The sequence below is a fragment of the Streptomyces sp. CoH27 genome, assembly GCF_020181035.1.
Lineage (GTDB): Bacteria > Actinomycetota > Actinomycetes > Streptomycetales > Streptomycetaceae > Streptomyces > Streptomyces camelliae.
In genome coordinates this window covers 396356-413740 of record NZ_JAIQYY010000002.1, presented here as the reverse complement: position 1 = coordinate 413740, position 17385 = coordinate 396356, and the positions used below count along the sequence as shown (strand labels likewise).

General features: G+C 72.7%; 11 protein-coding genes and 1 pseudogene. 6 read left to right on the top strand and 6 right to left on the bottom strand.

The annotated features are described in order from the left end of the window. Positions 1-4 precede the first annotated feature (4 nt). Both pntB and LE548_RS04655 read left to right on the top strand, forming a co-directional pair. A complete protein-coding gene (pntB, locus tag LE548_RS04660) occupies positions 5-1471 on the top strand; it encodes a Re/Si-specific NAD(P)(+) transhydrogenase subunit beta (RefSeq protein ID WP_225095316.1) in 1467 nt (488 codons plus the stop codon). A 101-nt stretch (positions 1472-1572) separates the two neighbouring features. Then, positions 1573-1866 (top strand): annotated as a pseudogene (locus tag LE548_RS04655) (class II aldolase/adducin family protein); the annotation flags it as partial. 8 nt (positions 1867-1874) lie between these two features. Here LE548_RS04655 and LE548_RS04650 read toward each other — a convergent pair. Beyond that, positions 1875-2792: an alpha/beta fold hydrolase gene (locus LE548_RS04650; protein ID WP_225095315.1), complete on the bottom strand. Its 918-nt coding sequence runs from the start codon at positions 2790-2792 to the stop codon at positions 1875-1877. 389 nt (positions 2793-3181) lie between these two features. On the opposite strand from LE548_RS04650, the gene LE548_RS04645 reads away from it, so the two are divergent. The 3 genes from LE548_RS04645 to LE548_RS04635 are packed head-to-tail and all read left to right on the top strand — an operon-like array spanning position 3182 to position 9038. Beyond that, entirely contained in the window at positions 3182-4168 is a 987-nt protein-coding gene (locus LE548_RS04645; RefSeq protein ID WP_225095314.1) for a hypothetical protein, read from the top strand. A 50-nt stretch (positions 4169-4218) separates the two neighbouring features. Then, positions 4219-6075 carry an HSP90 family protein gene (locus LE548_RS04640; RefSeq protein WP_225095313.1) on the top strand — a complete coding sequence of 619 codons (1857 nt, stop codon included), beginning with the start codon at positions 4219-4221 and terminating at the stop codon, positions 6073-6075. A 2-nt stretch (positions 6076-6077) separates the two neighbouring features. Next, the gene (locus tag LE548_RS04635; RefSeq protein WP_225095312.1) at positions 6078-9038 is read left to right on the top strand and encodes a hypothetical protein; all 2961 of its coding nucleotides are present in this window, start codon (positions 6078-6080) and stop codon (positions 9036-9038) included. A gap of 100 nt (positions 9039-9138) precedes the next feature. On the opposite strand, the gene LE548_RS04630 is transcribed toward LE548_RS04635, so the two are convergent. Further along, positions 9139-10152, bottom strand: a complete 1014-nt coding sequence (locus LE548_RS04630; protein ID WP_225095311.1) for an ABC transporter permease — start codon at positions 10150-10152, stop codon at positions 9139-9141. 39 nt (positions 10153-10191) lie between these two features. Further along, positions 10192-11232 (bottom strand): substrate-binding domain-containing protein, encoded by a 1041-nt coding sequence (locus tag LE548_RS04625; RefSeq protein WP_225095310.1) that lies wholly within the window; start codon positions 11230-11232, stop codon positions 10192-10194. A gap of 89 nt (positions 11233-11321) precedes the next feature. Here LE548_RS04625 and LE548_RS04620 point away from each other — a divergent pair, with 89 nt between their 5' ends. Next, positions 11322-12119 carry an ATP-binding cassette domain-containing protein gene (locus tag LE548_RS04620; RefSeq protein ID WP_225095309.1) on the top strand — a complete coding sequence of 266 codons (798 nt, stop codon included), beginning with the start codon at positions 11322-11324 and terminating at the stop codon, positions 12117-12119. Positions 12120-12293: 174 nt separating this feature from the next. Here the strand turns inward: LE548_RS04620 and LE548_RS04615 are convergent, their stop codons facing one another. From LE548_RS04615 to LE548_RS46410, 3 genes are all read right to left on the bottom strand, one after another. Further along, on the bottom strand, positions 12294-13925 hold the full coding sequence (locus LE548_RS04615; protein WP_225095308.1) for a protease pro-enzyme activation domain-containing protein: 1632 nt from the start codon (positions 13923-13925) through the stop codon (positions 12294-12296). A gap of 116 nt (positions 13926-14041) precedes the next feature. Then, positions 14042-16948: an AAA family ATPase gene (locus tag LE548_RS45340; protein ID WP_308029843.1), complete on the bottom strand. Its 2907-nt coding sequence runs from the start codon at positions 16946-16948 to the stop codon at positions 14042-14044. 250 nt (positions 16949-17198) lie between these two features. After that, on the bottom strand, positions 17199-17336 hold the full coding sequence (locus LE548_RS46410; protein WP_374116019.1) for a DUF397 domain-containing protein: 138 nt from the start codon (positions 17334-17336) through the stop codon (positions 17199-17201). Between the last annotated feature and the right edge of the window lie 49 nt (positions 17337-17385).

Below are 17385 nucleotides of genomic sequence, written 5' to 3'. Positions count from 1 at the left end.
CGAGATGACCTCCCTGACGGCCTCCCACTCGGCCGACCTGGTCGCCGCGCTGTTGTTCATCCTCAGCCTGGCCGGCCTGTCCCAGCACCGTACCTCCCGCGCCGGCGTCGTCTACGGCATCGCCGGGATGGCCTGCGCACTGGTCGCCACGGTCGTGGTGGCGGCGCAGAGCATCACCGCCGGGGCGGTGACCCTGATCGTGCTGGCCATGGCACTCGGCGCGGCGATCGGCCTGTGGCGGGCCCGCCGCGTCGAGATGACGCAGATGCCGGAACTGATCGCGGTGCTGCACAGCTTCGTCGGCCTCGCCGCGGTGCTGGTGGGCTGGAACAGCTACCTGGAGGTGGAGGCGCACGGCACGGCGCAGACCCGGGTCGGCGCCGGCCTGCTGGGCATCCACCATGCCGAAGTGTTCATCGGCGTCTTCATCGGCGCCGTCACCTTCACCGGCTCGATCGTGGCGTTCCTGAAGCTCTCCGCGCGCATCAAGTCCCGTCCGCTGACGCTGCCCGGCAAGAACGCGCTGAACCTCGGCGCGCTGGGCGCGTTCGTCGCGTTGACCGTCTGGTTCACGGTTCGTCCGGACCTGCCGCTGATGATCGCGGTCACCGCGCTGGCGCTGACCCTCGGCTGGCACCTGGTCGCCTCGATCGGCGGCGGCGACATGCCCGTCGTCGTCTCCATGCTGAACAGCTACTCGGGCTGGGCTGCGGCCGCGGCGGGCTTCCTGCTCGACAACAACCTGCTGATCGTCACGGGCGCGCTGGTGGGCTCTTCCGGTGCCTACCTGTCGTACATCATGTGCAAGGCGATGAACCGGTCCTTCATCTCCGTCATCGCGGGCGGTTTCGGTATCGAAGCCCCCACGGGCGGGGGCGAGGAGCAGGGCGAGCATCGTGAGGTACGGCCCGCGGAGGCGGCCGAGATGCTCGCCCGGGCCCGCTCGGTGATCATCACCCCCGGTTACGGCATGGCCGTCGCCCAGGCCCAGCATCCGGTCGCGGAGCTGACGCGACACCTGCGCGAGCGGGGTGTCGAGGTGCGCTTCGGCGTCCACCCCGTCGCCGGGCGCCTGCCCGGGCACATGAACGTGCTGCTGGCCGAGGCGAAGGTGCCGTACGACATCGTCCTGGAGATGGACGAGATCAACGACGACTTCGCCGGCACCTCGGTCGTCCTGGTCATCGGCGCGAACGACACCGTCAACCCGGCCGCGACCGATGACCCGAGCAGCCCGATCGCCGGCATGCCGGTGCTGCGCGTCTGGGAGGCGGAGCAGGTCATCGTCTTCAAGCGGTCCATGGCCTCCGGCTACGCGGGCGTGCAGAACCCGCTCTTCTTCCGCGAGAACAGCAGCATGCTCTTCGGTGACGCCAAGCGGAGCGTCGAGGAGATCCTGCGCGCACTCGGCACCGACGGCGGCCACGGGGCGGCCCCGGCCGCGCGTCAGGCGACGACGGCCGGCCGGTGAGCCGGTTCCGATCCCGTTCGCCGTCCGACCGGCCCGCCGATGGGCCGGTCCGGCACACCTCCGTGGCCGCAAGCCCACCACGGAGGTGAGCCGGCGACCCGTACAACACCGGCCGCGTCATCGTGGACACGCTGGAAGAGGACGACCGGAAGGCCGCGGAGGTGCCCGCCGCACTCGTCGCCCACCACGGGCCCTTCACCTGGGGCGCCACCGCCCGCAAGTCCCTGGAACACGCCATCGTCTGCGAGGCCGTCGCCGACATCGCCATCCACACACTGAACCTGGCGCCTGCCGGCCCGCCGCCCCGTCACCTCCTGGAGCGGCACCACACCCGCAGACACGGCCCCGACGCCTGCTACGGCAACCCGGAGATCGCCGTCTCCGTCTCCGGGTGACGGCGCGGTCACCTGGATGCTGCGACCGATGCCGCGGTGAGTCTGTCCACGGCTGCCGCGACCGCCTCGGGGCTGGAGACCGGCGTCAGGTGGCGGGCACCCGGGATGAGAGTGGGTGGCGGTGCGCCGATGCGCCGGGCGGTCTCCTGCGGTGTCTGCCGGGTGAACACGTCGTCCTGGGCTCCGAACACCACGGACTTGGGCAGGCGCACCCCGGTGAGCCGGGCCACCTGGTCCGCGGGCAGACCCGGCACCCCCGCAGCCAGCATGCTCCAGAGCGCGTTCTCCGCGCCCGGCACCCGGAGCGGGCGTCGCCACTGATCCAGACCGGCGGCGTCCAGGCGCGGACAGGAGGGCCCGCACTGTGCGTCGTACACGCTGCGGATCACCGCGTCGATGCCGAGCCCGAGCCGCAGCAGGCTGGTGCGGTACGGGTCGATCAGCACGTATTTCAAGGCCGGCGGCGGCCCGGCGCCCGTGTCGAGGGCATCGCCGTCGAGGAGCATCACACCCCCCAGCCGGTCAGGGGCCCGCAGCGCCGCCTCGGCGACCACGGCGGCTCCGCTGGAGTGCCCCACCAGCAGCGGGCGCCCGCCCGGGCCGCCGAGGTGCATGGCGTCCAGGAAGCCCAGGAGCTGCCGGGTGAAATGGCCGACGGTGTACGGGCCGTGGCGCTCGCTGTATCCGTCGCCCGTCAGGTCGACCGCGTACACCCGGTGGTCGCGGGCGAGCAGCGGGGCAAGGCGCGACCAGGTGTCCACGGATTCGAAGGCGCCGTGCACCAGGACGACGGGTGGGCCCGCCGTACCCCAGGTCTGGTAGCGCGTGCGGATGTCGGCGGCCTGCACGTACCTGAGCCCCCGCGGCGGCGCGGCGCGCCCGGCCGTGACGGCGTTGTAGACGAACGAGGCCGCGGTGACGACCACCAGCACGACGGCACAGCCCAGCGCGGCGCGCCGCAGCCACCGCCGCAGCCGGGAGCGGCGAGGCCGGTGCGCGTGCTCGGCAGGGGGCGACGACGGAGCGGATGCCGGACCGGCGCTCCCGTCTCCGTCTGCGCCTCCGGTTCCGTGCCCGGTCCCGGTCCCTCTCCCGTGCCCGTGCCCGTTTCCGTCTCCGGCTCCGGCTCCGGCTTGGCGAAGATCAGCTGTCACAGCCCACAGCATCACTCATGCGGCACCCGCGGTCATCCTGCGGGGGGAGCCATCATGACTACTCCGCCGGGTGTATAGGAGCGCCGATCAGCTGCAGGCGGTGTCGGTGGGGCCGCTTATGCTGCACCGGACGATCACGCGGAACCTGGGGAGGGCGCGGCATGTTCGACAGGCTGTTCGGCAGGGGTGGGGAGAGACCGGCGGCGGATCCGTACGCCCTTCCCGTCCCGCGCAGGCAGAAGAACGGGATGTACACACTGCGCGCGCTCGGAGACGCGCGGGTGCTCGCGCTGGTGGAGGCGGCCGGCGCGGGTGACTGGGCGGCGGTCAAGGCGGCGCTGGCACCCTTCGATCTCGGCCGAGACCATCAAGTCCTCGATGAGCTGGCCGACCTGGACGGTGTGCAGGACTGGATCGGCCGGGCCGTCGAGGAGGACAAGGAGCACCGGGCGACGGCCCTGCTGATGTCCGGGGCGCGCCACATCACCTGGGGCTGGGAGGCGCGCACCCGCGCGCGTGCCGTGGACGTCACGCAGGAGCAGTGGCGGGTCTTCCACGAGCGGCTCCACATCGCCGAGGAGCAGCTGCTGGAGGCCGCTGAGCTGCGACCGGAGTGGGTCACGCCGTGGCGCCGCCTGCTCACCTCCGGCCGCGGCATGTCGCTGGGCCCCGCTGTCAACGAGACCCGGCTCGACGCCGCCCTGCGCCGCGACCCGCTGGACCTGGAGACCCACGTCGAGTGGGTGTCGCAGTTGCAGCCCCGTTGGGGCGGCGAGCCCGGCGAGGCCCTGGCGTACGCCCGTGAGGCGTTCGCCGCAGCGCCCGATGGCCATCGCCTCGGCTGCGTGATCGCCATGGCGCACATCGAGGACTGGGTCGAGTCCGACCGTAAGAACTGCCTCATCTCGCCCGCGATCCAGGACGAGTTGCTGGAATCGGCCGAGCGCAGCATCCTCCACCCCGCCTATGTGCGCCGCCCGGGCTGGCAGCACGACTTCAACATGTTCGCCATGGCCTTGTCCCTGGCCTCCGAGAGGCTCGTGTTGCCGCGCGTCTTCCGCGAGCTGCAGGGCGCCTACACCACGTGGCCCTGGCGGTACATGGCGAAGCCGGAAGAGATGTACGCCCGCGCCCGGCGCAACGCCTGAACCCGCCACCCCATCCGCCGCTCGTCGCTCACCTCACCCCGGACTGCCCGATGACTCTGCCCGAAACTCCTCTCAGCCCGGCCGGCGCCGACCGCACCTTCCAGGTGGATCTGCGCGGCCTCGTCGATCTCCTCTCCCACCACCTCTACTCCAGCCCTCGCGTCTATCTGCGTGAACTTCTGCAGAACGCGGTGGACGCGCTGACCGCGCGGCACGGCCTCGAACCGGCCGCTCCCGCCGATGCCTTCGGTATCCGCCTGTACGCCGACGGTTCGGTGGTACGTGTCGAGGACGACGGCGTCGGCCTCACCGAGGCCGACGTGCACACCTTCCTCGCCACGATCGGCCGCAGCAGCAAGCGCGCCGAGAAGATCGCCGAGCAACGCGCGGACTTCATCGGCCAGTTCGGCATCGGCCTGCTGTCCTGCTTCCTGGTGGCGGACGAGATCCATGTCCTGAGCCGTTCCGCGCGCACCCCCGACGCCCCCGTCGTGGAGTGGCGGGGCCGCGGCGACGGCAGCTACTCCGTCCGCATCCTGCCCGCCTCCGCACGCCCCCGGCCCGGCACCACCGTCACACTGACGCCGCGCGCCGACGCGGGCGAGTGGACCCGGCCGGCCCAGGTGCACGCGCTGGCCCGGCACTTCGGCTCCCTGCTGCGCCACCCGGTGACCTTCGACGACGGCACAGCCGGTGCGGGCGGCCCGGGCGCACCCGTCAACCCCGAGCCCGCGCCCTGGGCGCGTACGTACCCCACGCCGGGAGCCCGCTCCCGCGCGCTGGCCGCGTACGGCGAAGAGGTCTTCGGGCTCACGCCGCTGGACACCATCGAGCTGGACCTGCCGGCCGTGGGCCTGAAGGGCATCGCGTGCGTGCTGCCCGAGACGGTGCCGGCCGGGCGCCGCCACGGCCATCGCGTGCACGTCAAGGGCATGCTGCTGTCCGAGCAGGCCGAGGAGATCCTGCCCGAGTGGGCGTTCTTCGTCCGCTGCGTCGTCGACGCCGAAAGCCTGCGCCCGACGGCGTCCCGCGAGTCCCTGTACGAGGACGACACCCTCGCCGCGGTCCGGGACGCCCTCGCCGAACGGCTGCGCGCGTGGATCGCCCGGACCGCCGCCAGCGACCCGGACCTCCTCGGCCGCTTCCTCCACGCCCACCACCTGGCCGTGAAGTCCCTCGCCGTGCATGACGACGAGATCCTGCGGATGCTGCTGCCGTGGCTGCCGTTCGAGACCACCGACGGACACGCCACGCTGGACGAGTTCGCACGCACCCACCGCACCGTGCTCGTGACCTCCAGCGTGGAGGAGTTCCGGCAGGTCGCGGCGATCGCCGCGGCCGCCGGGCTCGGCGTCGTCAACGGCGGCTACACCTACGACCGTGAACTGGTCCACCGGCTGCCGGAGATCAGGCCGGAGGTCAGTGTCGCCGACCTCGACCCGGCCACGCTCACCGCCCACCTCGACCCCGTCGACCGGGAGACCGAACTGGCCGCCGCGGCCTACCTCGCCCTGGCCCGCGACGCCCTCGCCGTCTTCGACTGCGACGTCGCGCTGCGCACCTTCCAGCCCGCCTCCGCCCCCGCCCTCCTCCTCGACAGCCGCGAGGCCCGGCACGAGCGCACCCGTTCCCAGCTCGCCCGCGAGCAGCAGGGCGGCCTGTGGGGCGACATCCTCGGCCACCTGCGCCAGGAGGCACCACGGGCCCAGCTGATCCTCAACCAGCTCAATCCGCTGGTCCGTACGGCCGTCACCATCGACGAACCCGAACTGGCCCGCACCAGCGCCGAAGCCCTCTACGGGCAGGCCGCGATGCTGTCCCGGCGCCCGCTCAGGCCCGCCGAATCGAGCCTCATCAACCGCTCCTTCCTCGACCTTCTCGCCCACGCCCTCCGCAAGGACAGCTGACGATGCCGACCGCACCCCGGACCACCGACGAGCTGTACCAGGCGCTGAAGGAGAACGACCGGCGCCCCTACGGCCGCACCCGCACCGTCACCGCCGAGGAACTGGCCGACGCCGCCGAGCAGTTCGCGGAGCCCGTCCCGCTCATCCACGCGCTCCTCGAACTCCAGGAGGCCTACAACTACGGCTCTGAACCCAGGAAGTCGCCCGTCGTCTTCGCTCGCCTGCTCACCCTCTTCGACGAGCAGCCCGACGTCTTCGACGAGCGCCTGCGCCACATGCTGTTCTGGCGTTTCAAGTGGGTGGGCCACGCCCTGCGCCAGCTGCCCGAGATACCGCTGGCCAGCCTGCGCCAGTGGCTGGCGGAGATGCGCGACCGGTACGAGAAGGCCGGCCTCGGCCTCCAGCCCTACTACGGACAGGCGTACCAGCTCGCCGCCCACGTCGGCGAGGACACCGCTCTCGCCTACGAGCTGTGGGCGGGCCGTACCCGCACCAGGCTCAGCGACTGCGAGGCCTGCGAGATCTGCGAGCGTGCCCTGTACCACCTTGCGGCGGGCGACGACGAGCGGGCGCTCGGCACCTGGGAGCCCGTCCTGGCCGGGAAGGAATCCTGCCAGGAGGAGCCCGCCCGCTCCGTCTCGTACGCGCTGCTTCCCCTGCTGCGCACCGGTCGCACCGACCGGGCGCGTGAGCTGCACCTGGCCGGTTACCGCGGCTGCCGGCGCAATCCCTCGATGTCCGGGGAGATCGGCCGGCACCTGGAGTTCTGTGCGCTGACCGGCAACGAGGCACGTGGCCTGGAACTGCTCGCGGAGAACCGGAGTCTGTTCGACGACGTCGACTCGCCGCTGGACCAGCTCGGTTTCCTCACCGGTGTGGAAGTCCTCCTCCAGCGCGTCGAAGTCCTCGGCCACGGCGAGCTGCCCGCCGCGGGATACGCGGGCCGCACCTGGACGGTGGCCGGGCTGCGCGCCGAGGTGCGTCGCCGCGCCGACGACCTCGCCGCCCGCTTCGACACCCGCAACGGCACCACGGCCCACACCGACCGGCGCCGGGCCCGCCTCGACCGTGCCCCCCTGCTGGACGCACTGGAACTGACCCTGCGCACCCGCGGCCTCGACGACGTGGCCCCGGCTGCCCCGGCTGCCCCGGCTGCCCGGGCTGCCCGGGCTGCCGCGCCCGCCGTCTGTACGGCCGCCACCGTCCCCGAGTCGCTGCCCGAACTCATCACCTGGGCACGGGCGTTGGACGAGCAGGGGCATCCGGACGCGGCGGCCTGCTGGGCACGGCTTCGCACCCTCGTCGCCGCCCCCGACTACACCCACCCCGACGACCCGGCCGTGGGACCGCTCGTACGTTTGCGCGCGGACCTGCTGGCCGACGAGGCGAGCCGGGCGGGCGAGAAGGACGAGTTCGGCGAAGCCGCCGCCCGGTACGAGGAGGCCGCGCGCCTGTACGACGAGGCCGGAGCGCCGGGTCACGCGGCGCTCGCCCGCGCCTGCGCCCTGCTTCCCGCCGCCGAGATCCCCGCGGAGCGTGCCGACGGAGCCGAGGCGAAGGCCGCCGCGCTGACCGCCGCCCACGCGGCCCTCGTGCGGCTGCACGAAGAGACGCCCGGCCTCTCCCCGTACCAGGAGGCCCGTCTGCTCCGGTTGCGGGCGACCGCGCTCGGCCTGCGTCTGCAGACGTCGAGGAACGAGGAGCACATCGCGCCGGTCTTCGCCGAGGCGGACCTGCTGCTCGAATTCGCCACCCGGCACGACATCGCCGGACAGGTCTCCGGCGCCCTCATGCTGCGTGCCAGTACGTACGCCCTCTCCGGCGATCTGCCCGCCGCGGTCACGGAGACCGACGCCCTCCTCGACCGGCTGAAGGCGCACGGCCCCGCCTGGCACCTGCCCCGCACGCTCGGCCTGCGCGGCCGGATCCAGCTCGGCCTCAGGGACGCGCAGGCCGCGCACGCGGACCTGACCGAGAGCCTGCGGCTGGCCGCCGACCGGCCGTCCGACTCGGCCGGCACCGCCCGCCTCCACGGTGATCTGGCCCAGGCCTGCCTGCACCTGGGCCGCCCCGACGAGGCACTGCGGCACCTGACGCGCTCCGCGGAGCTGGAGCTGCGCCACGGCAGCCGCACGGACGCGTTCTGCACCTACAGCGACGCGGCCCGGCTCAGCCTCGACCTGGGCCGCGTCGAGGACTGCATCGCGCTGCTCGACTCCCTCCTGGCCGAACCGGACGTCGCCGCCGGAGAGGTGGACGACCGGCTCGTCGCCCAGCTGCGCCTGACCCGCGCCCGCGCGCTGCACGCGGGCGAGGACCTCAAGGCCGCCACCGCGGAGTTCGCCGCTCTCGCGGCCGAGTCGGCCGGCTGGGCCGACGACCCCGGGAGCCACGCCATGATCGCCGCGGAGACCGCCGTACTCCTCGCCGAGTCCGGCGAGTTCGGCCGGGCCCGCGAGGCCGCGGACCAGGCCCTCGCCGCCCACGCCCGGGCCCCGCGCTACGAGCAGCTCAGCAACTGCCTGCGCGAACTCGCCCGGCTCCAGGCCCAGAAGCAGGGTTCCGAGGGCCTGGCCGACGCCCTCGCCTGTCTCGCCGACGCGGGCAGGATCGCCGACGAGGCCCGCGCCGCGGGGTACGAGGCCCGCGGCCGCTCCCTGGACAGTGCCCTGGCCTACGAACACGGACGGGTCAACGCCTACGCCCGTGAATACGAGACCGCCCTGGCCGCTCTGGACAAGGCCCTCACCCTGCTCGGCGAACCGGGACCCGACGAGGACCCCGCCGGTGAGTGGGCCGAGTGCGTCCGTCTCGCGGCTGCCGTGGAGGGCCTCTACCTGGAACGCCCCGCCCCCGCCCTCGCCCGCCTCGACACGGCGGTCTCCCGCCTGAGCGCCCTGGGCCACACCGAGGCGACCGAGCCGCTGACCTCCCTGGCGGCCCGGCTGCGCGACAACGGGTGATGCGGCGGGCGCGGGGGGGGGGCGACAGCCCGCCCCGGCACCGGGGCGCCGCCGGCACCGCCTCCCGTACGTCCGCAGGTGCGCCCGCAGCGCGCCGTCGTCAGTGTGCGCTGCCTTTGCGCAGGACCTTGTCGACGCCGACCGCGACGACGACGAGGGTCCCGGTCGCGACGTCCTGGTAGAGGCTGTCGACACCCGCTTGGGTGAGGCCGGAGCGGAGCACGGTGACGATGAGCGTTCCGATGAGCGTCCCGGCGATGCTTCCCCGGCCGCCGAACAGGCTGGTCCCGCCGATGACGACGGCGGTGATGCTCTCCAGGTTCGCCGTCTGGTAGGAGTTGGGGTCGGCGTTGGGGATGCGGCCGAAGGACTGCCAGGCGGCGATGCCGTAGAGAAGACCGGCGGTGAGGTAGACCGACAGGACCGTGCGCCGCACGCTGATGCCGGTCAGGCGGGCGGACTCGGGTGCGTTGCCGACGGCGTAGATGTGCCGGCCCCAGGCCGTCTTGCCGAGCACGTACCAGAAGAAGGCGAACAGACCCACGAGCAGGAACGTCCCCCAGGTGATGAGCACGCTGCCGAGGTGGACGCCGTTCCCCCAGAAGAGAAGCAGGCCGCTCGTCACCGGATAGCTGCGGGACTGGGAGTAGAGCCTGCTCACGGCGTAGATGACGGTCAGCGCACCCAGGGTCACGATGAAGGGCGGCAGGTCCAGCCGGGCCACGAGCAGACCGTTGACGAGTCCGAGGCAGGTCGCCACGGCCAGGCCCACCAGCAGCGCCGCCGCGGGGCTGCTCCCCTCGAAGACGGGCTTGGCCATGGCGAGCGTGCCGAGTACCGCGATGGCTCCGTTCGACAGGTCGATGCCCGCGGTGAGGATGATCAGGGACTGACCCAGCGCCAGCGTGCCGATCACGATGGACTGCTGCAGTACCAGTGAAAGGTTTTCCGGTGTCAGAAAGGTGTCTGTCGTGACCGAGAAGACCAGGACGGCGACGGCCAGGGCCACGAGTGGGCCGATGGCCGGTGTGCGCAGGGCGTACCGCAACGTGTCCCGCAGTGCCGTGCCCGGTTCACTGTCGTCGGCGGGACTGGTGGTGACGGGAGATCTCATGATCCGTTACTGATCCCTTCGCCGGTCGGCGTCCGAAGATCACCCCCAGCAGTGCCGGAGTCCCCAGTCGGTGTTCCGGGACGGCAGTCCCGGCACCGGCCTGTCGGTGATGAGTACCGTGCCTGTGTCCGTGAAGCCGGACGGTTTCTTCCCTTTCCTGACGAAGTCGGTGACCGCGGTCACGCCCTGGTCGGCCATCCTGATCGGGAACTGCATGACGGTGGCCGCGTACCTGCCGGATCTGACGTCGCGCACGCCCTCGCATGCGCCGTCGATGGCGCCGATGGTCACCTGCCGGGTCAGGCCGCGTGCGGCGAGGGCCGTGTAGGCGCCGTCGGCCACCGGCTCGTTGATGGCGTAGAGCGAGTTCACATCGGTGGTGCGCTGCAGCAGGTTCTCCGTCGCGGTCTGCGCCCGATTGCGGTCGCCGTTGGTGATGGCCCGTCCGCGGATCGCCGGTGAGTCGTCCTTGATCGCGAAGCCGCTGAGGAACCCGTCGTGCCGGAGCCGGCTGACCGTGGACCCTTCCGTGCCGTCGAGCATGAACACCTTGGGGGCCCGGCCCGCGAGCACGGCCCTGACGTAGGCGCCCTGGAGGCGTCCGGCGTGGAAGTTGTCGGTCGCGAACGTGGCGTCCGCTGCGTTCGCCGGGTCCGTCGCGGTGTCCAGCGCGATCACCAGGATGCCCTGGCGGCGGGCCTCCGCGATGGCGCCCAGGATCCCCGTCGTGTTCGACGGCGTGATCAGGATTCCCTGCACGTGGCGGGCGATGAGGCTCTCGACCGCGGCGACCTGGCCCTCGTTGTCGCCGTCGAACTTGCCGGACAGGGCGATGAGCTCGGCGTTGTTCTTCCTGGCCGTGTCGGCGGCGGCCTTGCGCATGGCCACGAAGAACGGATTGGTCTCGGTCTTGGTCACCAGGCCGATCGTGACCTTCCGCGTCCCGTTGCCACCCGTGGAGTTCTGATGCCCGGCGCAGGCGGCGGCGCCGACCAGCAAGGTGCCCACCACGAGGAGCGCCGCCCCCTGCCGGGGACGTCGTCGCCGGCAGCGCGCGCGGACGGTGTGGTGGTGTGCCATCGGTGACACCCTCCTCAAGCCGGGTGCAGCGTTGCGGAACCTCCAGCCCATTTACACCATATGTCTATATCGTTAATAAATGTTGCATTATGCTACTTGGGTCTCTCCTTGGAGGTGAGGTTGGCTTGACTGGGCCGCCCCTGCTCGCGCTGCGAGGGGTCTCCAAGCGGTTCGGCGCCGTCCAGGCTCTGAAGGACGTCGACCTGGAGATCCGCGAGGGCGAGGTCGTCGCTCTTCTGGGGGACAACGGCGCCGGCAAGTCCACCCTCGTCAAGGTCATCGCAGGTGTCGAGACCCCGGACAAGGGCGTCATCGAGTGGGAGGGCCGGGGCGTCCACATCACGAGCCCCCGGATCGCTCGCCGCCTGGGCATCGCGACCGTGTACCAGACCTTGGCGTTGTGCGACGACCTCGACGTCGCCGAGAACCTCTTCCTGGGCCGGGAGCGGCGGTGCCCCGGTGTCCGGGGCCGCCTGTTCCGGTTGCTGGACTACGGCGGCATGCGCAGGCAGGCGCGCGGCCAGCTCGACGCGATGGGCATCCGGGTCCCCGATGTGCGCGCTCCGGTCGCTTCACTGTCCGCGGGGCAGCGGCAGACCGTCGCGATCTGCCGCGCCCTTCTCGGCCGCCCGAGGGTCGTCCTCCTGGACGAGCCCACCGCGGCGCTCGGCGTCCCCCAGGCGGGCCACGTTCTTGAGGTCGTCGACGAGCTGCGCGAACAGGGCATCGGGGTGATCCTCGTGAGCCACAACCTGGGAGACGTCAAAGCTGTCGCGGACGAGGCGGCGGTGCTGCGGCTCGGCCGCAACAACGGCTTCTTCCATGTGCCGACGACCTCGCAGGACCGGATCTTCTCCGCCATCATCGGCGCCACGGACAATCCCTAGTCCGACGTCGTCGCCGGTCCTGCCGCGCCGATCGTTCCCCCGAAGATCACCACTGAGTGACATCGAACAGGGGCCGCCTACGCCGTTGCGGTGAACTGGATACGTTGTCCGCGCCGCAGCGCGGGCCGGGGAACATCCCCGGCCCGCGCTCTGTCGGTCGTCAGCCGTCGGTCGTCAGCCGAGCAGCTTGCTCGCCAGCGTCGCGGCGTTGTACGAGCCCCAGCCGGTGGTGAAGTCCCAGCCGGTGGCGGCGGAGTAGGCGCCGTTGCTGCCGCTGGTGATGTCGTGGAAGCCGGTGCCGCTCGCCGAGTAGAGGGCGGGGTCGGCGAAGCCGAGGTTGGCCTTGCCGGCCGCCGCGGCCTGCTGGTTGTAGAGGGCCGCGAAGGCCGCCCACTCGGGGGCCGCCGCACTGGTGCCGCCCACCGAGGACCAGGAACCCTGCGAGTAGATCGAGACACCGGGGCTGGGGTTGGCGTGGGCCGAGACGTCCGGCACCTGGCGGTAGCCGCCGCCGGCGCTCTTCTGGACCGCCTTCTGCCAGCTCGGGATCGTGAAGACGGAGGACTTGCCGCCACCGCCCCCGGACCAGGCCACCTCCTTGCTGAAGGCGTTGGACGAGGTCACCGTCAGCTTGGTGCCACCGACGCCGGTGACGTACGGGTCGCTGGCCGGGTAGTCGACGGAGGTGCCGCCGTCGCCCGCGTCGTCGGAGCCGCTGTCACCGGAGGCCGCGTAGAAGCCGAGGCCCTGGGCGGCACCGGCCTTGAAGACGGCGTCGACCGCGTTGATGCCGGAGGTCGTGCGGGCACTCTCGGCGGCACCCCAGCTGATCGAGGTGGTCGGGATGCCGCTGTCGACGATGGCCTGGTAGGTGTCGACCTCACCGGCGTCGGAGTTGGGGCCCTCGAACACGGTGACGTTCGCCTTGGGGGCGATCGCGTGCAGCACCTCGATGTCCAGCTCGACCTCGACCTGGCCGTCGCCGAGTGCGCCGGAGCCGCCGTCCACCTTCTGCACGGTCGGGGTGGGCGAACCCAGGCTGTAGTGGTTGTCGTACGTGGTGATGTTGGACTGCTGGAAGCCGTCGAACTCCAGCAGCGCGATCTTCTGGCCGCTTCCGGTGTACGTGCCGGAGACGTTGTAGCCGCCCTTGAGCTGGGCCGGGGTGTAGCCGCCGCCGGGGCCGTCGTGGGGGGAGACGGTGTGCGCGGTCGCCTGGTGGTGCAGCTGGACCCGGTTGTTGAGGCCGGCCACGTCGCTGACCAGGGAGGCGAGGGAGGACGGGAGCGTCGGCGCGGAGTCGTTGGCGTAGAAGGACCGGCCCGACTCGGTGTCCTTCCAGGTCGACAGCTTGGTGCCGAAGGCCTTCTCCAGCTGGGCGGCGGTACCGCTGGCGTCGACCAGCAGGTTGCCCGAGTGGACGGTGCCGACGGTCAGGCCCTGGGCACGCAGGTAGTCCTTGAGCTGCTCGACCTCGGCGTCGGTCCGGCCGAAGCGGGCGGCGAACTGACGTTTCGTCAGGTAGTGGCCGTACGAACGCGACCACGGGTCACTCACCTTGGCGACGAAGGTGTCAAGTGCCGTGCCACCTCTGGGAGTCAGGCTGATCGCCACGGATATCCGCTTGCCGGCCGCGACGTTTCCGGTGCGGGCCGCGTTCTGCTTCAGGCCCGGCAGGACGTCTCCGGAGATGGCGGCACGGGTCGCATGCGGCTGCGGGGCGTTCGCGGCGTAGGCGGCGGGGACGACCGCGGCGACCAGGGCCGGCGCGGCGGCCAGACCGAGCAGTTTCAGACGTGACTTCACTGAAGTCCTCCGGGGAGTGGGGGAGTTGTTCCGGAAGCGGAACGGCTTCACCGTAGAAACCCCGGCCCCCTCCCCATAAGCGGGGGAACCCTTGTGTCACGTGTTAACAGCCGATGTCACGTCAACGGCGTGTGTCGAGAGCTCGGCGGGGTCCGGGTGGGGCTGGGCCGGCTCACCGTCACGGCCTGTGCCGGGACGTCCGCCTGGCCGTCGTCGCGGGATTCGACGGCCGTCCCGGAGGCGATGACGGCGACCGCCATCGCATGGGCGAGTGCGGTGCGCGAGCGGACCCCGACCTTGCGGTAGACCCGCGACAGGGTCCCCTCCACCGTCTTGACGCTGATGAACAGCTTCGCGGCGACTTCCCGGTTGGTGGCCCCGCCCCCGACCAGCTCGGCGATCCTGGCCTCGGTGGGGGTGAGTCCGGTTCCGCCCGCGCCCGCCTCACCGCTGCGGTCTACGGCGTCCAGCCGCGACAGCTCGTCCCTGGCCCGCGCCGCCAGCGGGGCGGCGCCGATCCGCGTGGCGGTCTCCAGCGCCTCGCCGAGCACCGCGCGGGCCGCGCTTCTGCGGCGTGAGCGGCGCTCGACCGCGCCGAGCGCGATCAGGGTGCGCACCAGCTCGACGGGCAACGGGAGTTGACGCAGCCGGTCCACGGCGCCGCGCAGCCGCGCCGCCCCCTCCCTGGCCCGGCCGGTCCCCGCCTCCCGAAGCCCCTCCGCCCGCTCCAGAGCCGCCAGTACGCTGCCGGGTGTGTCACCGGCCGTACGAGCGCAGGCCTCGCGGACGACGGACTCGGCCTCGTCGGTCTCGCCCAGCAGGACGAGGGCTTCGGCCAGGTCGCCGTACCAGTGCAGCAAGGGCGGGTCGGCGGCACACATGGCGGTCCCGAGTTCTCTGACGCGTTGCAGCGCCTCGACCGCGCTCGCGGCCTCCCGTGGGTCGCCGGTGAGCAGTCCGGCCTGCCCGCGCACGGCCAGCGCACGCAGCAGGAACAGCCGGTCGCCATCGGCTTCCGAGGCGCGTACCGCCTGTTCGGCCAGGCGCCGGGCCTCCTCCGCCGTGCCGCCCGCGGTGGCCGCCAGCGCGGCCGCGTACAGCGCGGGTGCCGCCTGGGGCATGGCGCGTGAGCAGCGCGCCGCGGTGTGCAGTGCCTCGCGGCAGTGCCCGGCCCGCACCTGGATGCGGGTCAGTGACACCAGCGTCGCCATGACCTCCTCGACGCCGGCGAACTCCCTGATCCGGGCGAGGAGTTCGACGACCTGCTCCCGGGCCTCGGGTACCCGGTCGGAGTCCAGGGCGAGGATCGCCCGCATCCGGATCAGCCGCCAGCTCTGCGGACCGCCGTCCGCGCCCCCCGCCAGGGTGAGCGCCTCCTTCAGCGCGATGTCCGCGGCGACGGGATCGCCGGCCAGGGACCGCACCCGGGCGAGCGTGGCGAGCGCCCCGATCCGGGTCTCCGTGTCGCCCGCCACGGCCGCCTGCCGGGCGGCGCGCCGGGCATGCCGGGCCGCCTCCGTCAACTCCCCGCACAGCAGGCCGCGTACGGCCGCCCAGTGATGCAGCCAGGCCTCGGCCTCCGGATCGCCGGCGGCGTCGCGCAGGCCCTCCTGGATCAGCGCGCCGGCACCCTCCAGGGCCTGCCCGGCGCCCCGCAGCAGCACCAGCCGGGCCCGCACCCGCCGGCGTGCCGAGCTCGACGCGGCGAGGACCGTCTCGGCGGCCTCGGCCGCCTCCTGAAGCTGCCCGGCGTCGCACGCGTACTCCGCCGCGGCCAGCAGCCGGTCGGCCCGGTCCGCGGGCCGGTCGCCGGGGGTGCGGCGGGCGGCGAGCCCGGCCAGTTCGCTGGCGGCGCCGAGCGCGCCGTCGCGGCGCGCGGACTCCGCCGCGGCCAGCAGGGTGCGGGCGGTGGCCTCGTCCTCGTGGGGGCGGGCGTGAGCGAGGTGGCGGGCCTGTTCGACAGGCTCGGTGATCGTGCGGGCCAGCAGCGCGTGTGCCTGCCGGCGGTCGTTCTCGGCTGCGTCGGCATAGACGGCGGCCCTGACCAGCGGATGCCGGAAACGTACGGTTCCGCCGGCGTCGGTCGTCGCCACGCCGAGGCGTTCGGCCTGCGCCAGGTCGGCGGCGGGGTCGGGGAGCCCGGCGGCACGCAGCAGGGTGAGGTCGGGCCGGGCGGCGGCGCTCGCGAGCAGGAGGGTGCGCCGCGCCGTCTCCGGCAGCGTGCGCGCCTCGTCCAGCAGCAGGGCGCGCAGTCTCCGGGGCACGGGCAACGCCGGGCCGAAGACCCTGCGTTCCGGGCCGCGCAGGGCCACCGCTCGCCCCAGCTCCAGTGCGTACAACGGGTTTCCGGCCGCGGCGTCCTGGATCGCCCGCAGCACTCCTGGGGGCAGGTCGGCACCGATGCCGGCGCGTACGAGACGGGCCACCTCGTCGTCCGCCAGCGGCGGCACCGGAAGTTCGGTCGTGCCCGGCGGGCAGCAGCGCAGCCGCTCGGGCTGTTCACCGTCCGCCACCCGTTCGGCGGCCACCACCCGTATGTCCAGGCCGTCGAGGCGGCGCACGGCGAAGGCCAGCACCTCGGCGGTGAACTCGTCGAGCCACTGCAGGCCGTCGAGGACCAGGACGACGGGGCCGGTGGCGGCCAGCGTGCGCAGCACGTCGAGGACGGCGACGCGCACCGCGAGGCGGCCGCGCCCGTCCGCCGGTTCCGGGCCGCGCAGCAGGGCTGCCCTCAGTGCTGCCCGGGGCTCGGGCGCGAGGAGCTCCAGGGCGCTCTCCGGCACCCGCGTGAACAGGTCGACGAGCCCGGCGAACGGGAGCCGGGCGTCCTCCTGCGCGGGCGAGCAGTGCAGCACGGTGCCGACGGACGGGGCATGTGCCGTCACAGCCGCGACAAGGGCTGCCACGAGCAGGGACTTGCCGATCCCCGGGGGACCGTGGAAGAGCACTCCGGGACGGGCCGTCAGTTCGGCCCGGGCGGCGTCGAGCAGCTCGCGGCGCCCGGTCAGCGACCGCGCTCCCACCGCGGCCGCCCGTCCGTCGCGCCGGGGGCGGCGCCCGTGGCCGTCGCGCCTGATCCGTCCGGTGCCGGGGCACACCCGGCACCGAGGACGGGACCATCGGTACGGCGGGTGCGGCAGGCCTCAGGACACAGGATCATGTGTCCATGACAACTCGCACGGATTCGCCTTGTCAATGAGGGCTGTCACGCGGCCTGTTCCCGGCCCTCGGCAGCCGGCCCGGCCGTGCGGCCCCCCACCCTGGTCGCGATCCCTACAGCTCACCGTGGAGCACGGCCCGGACGAAGGGCACCCATGAGCGGTCCGAGAAGTCGATCACCGGCCCGAGGGGATGCTTCGAGTCACGAATCGGAGCTTTGTGCGGCGGGGGGGGATCAGCAGTTCCACACACCCGTTGTCCGCACCGCTGTAGCTGCTCTTGCGCCACACGCGTATCGGCT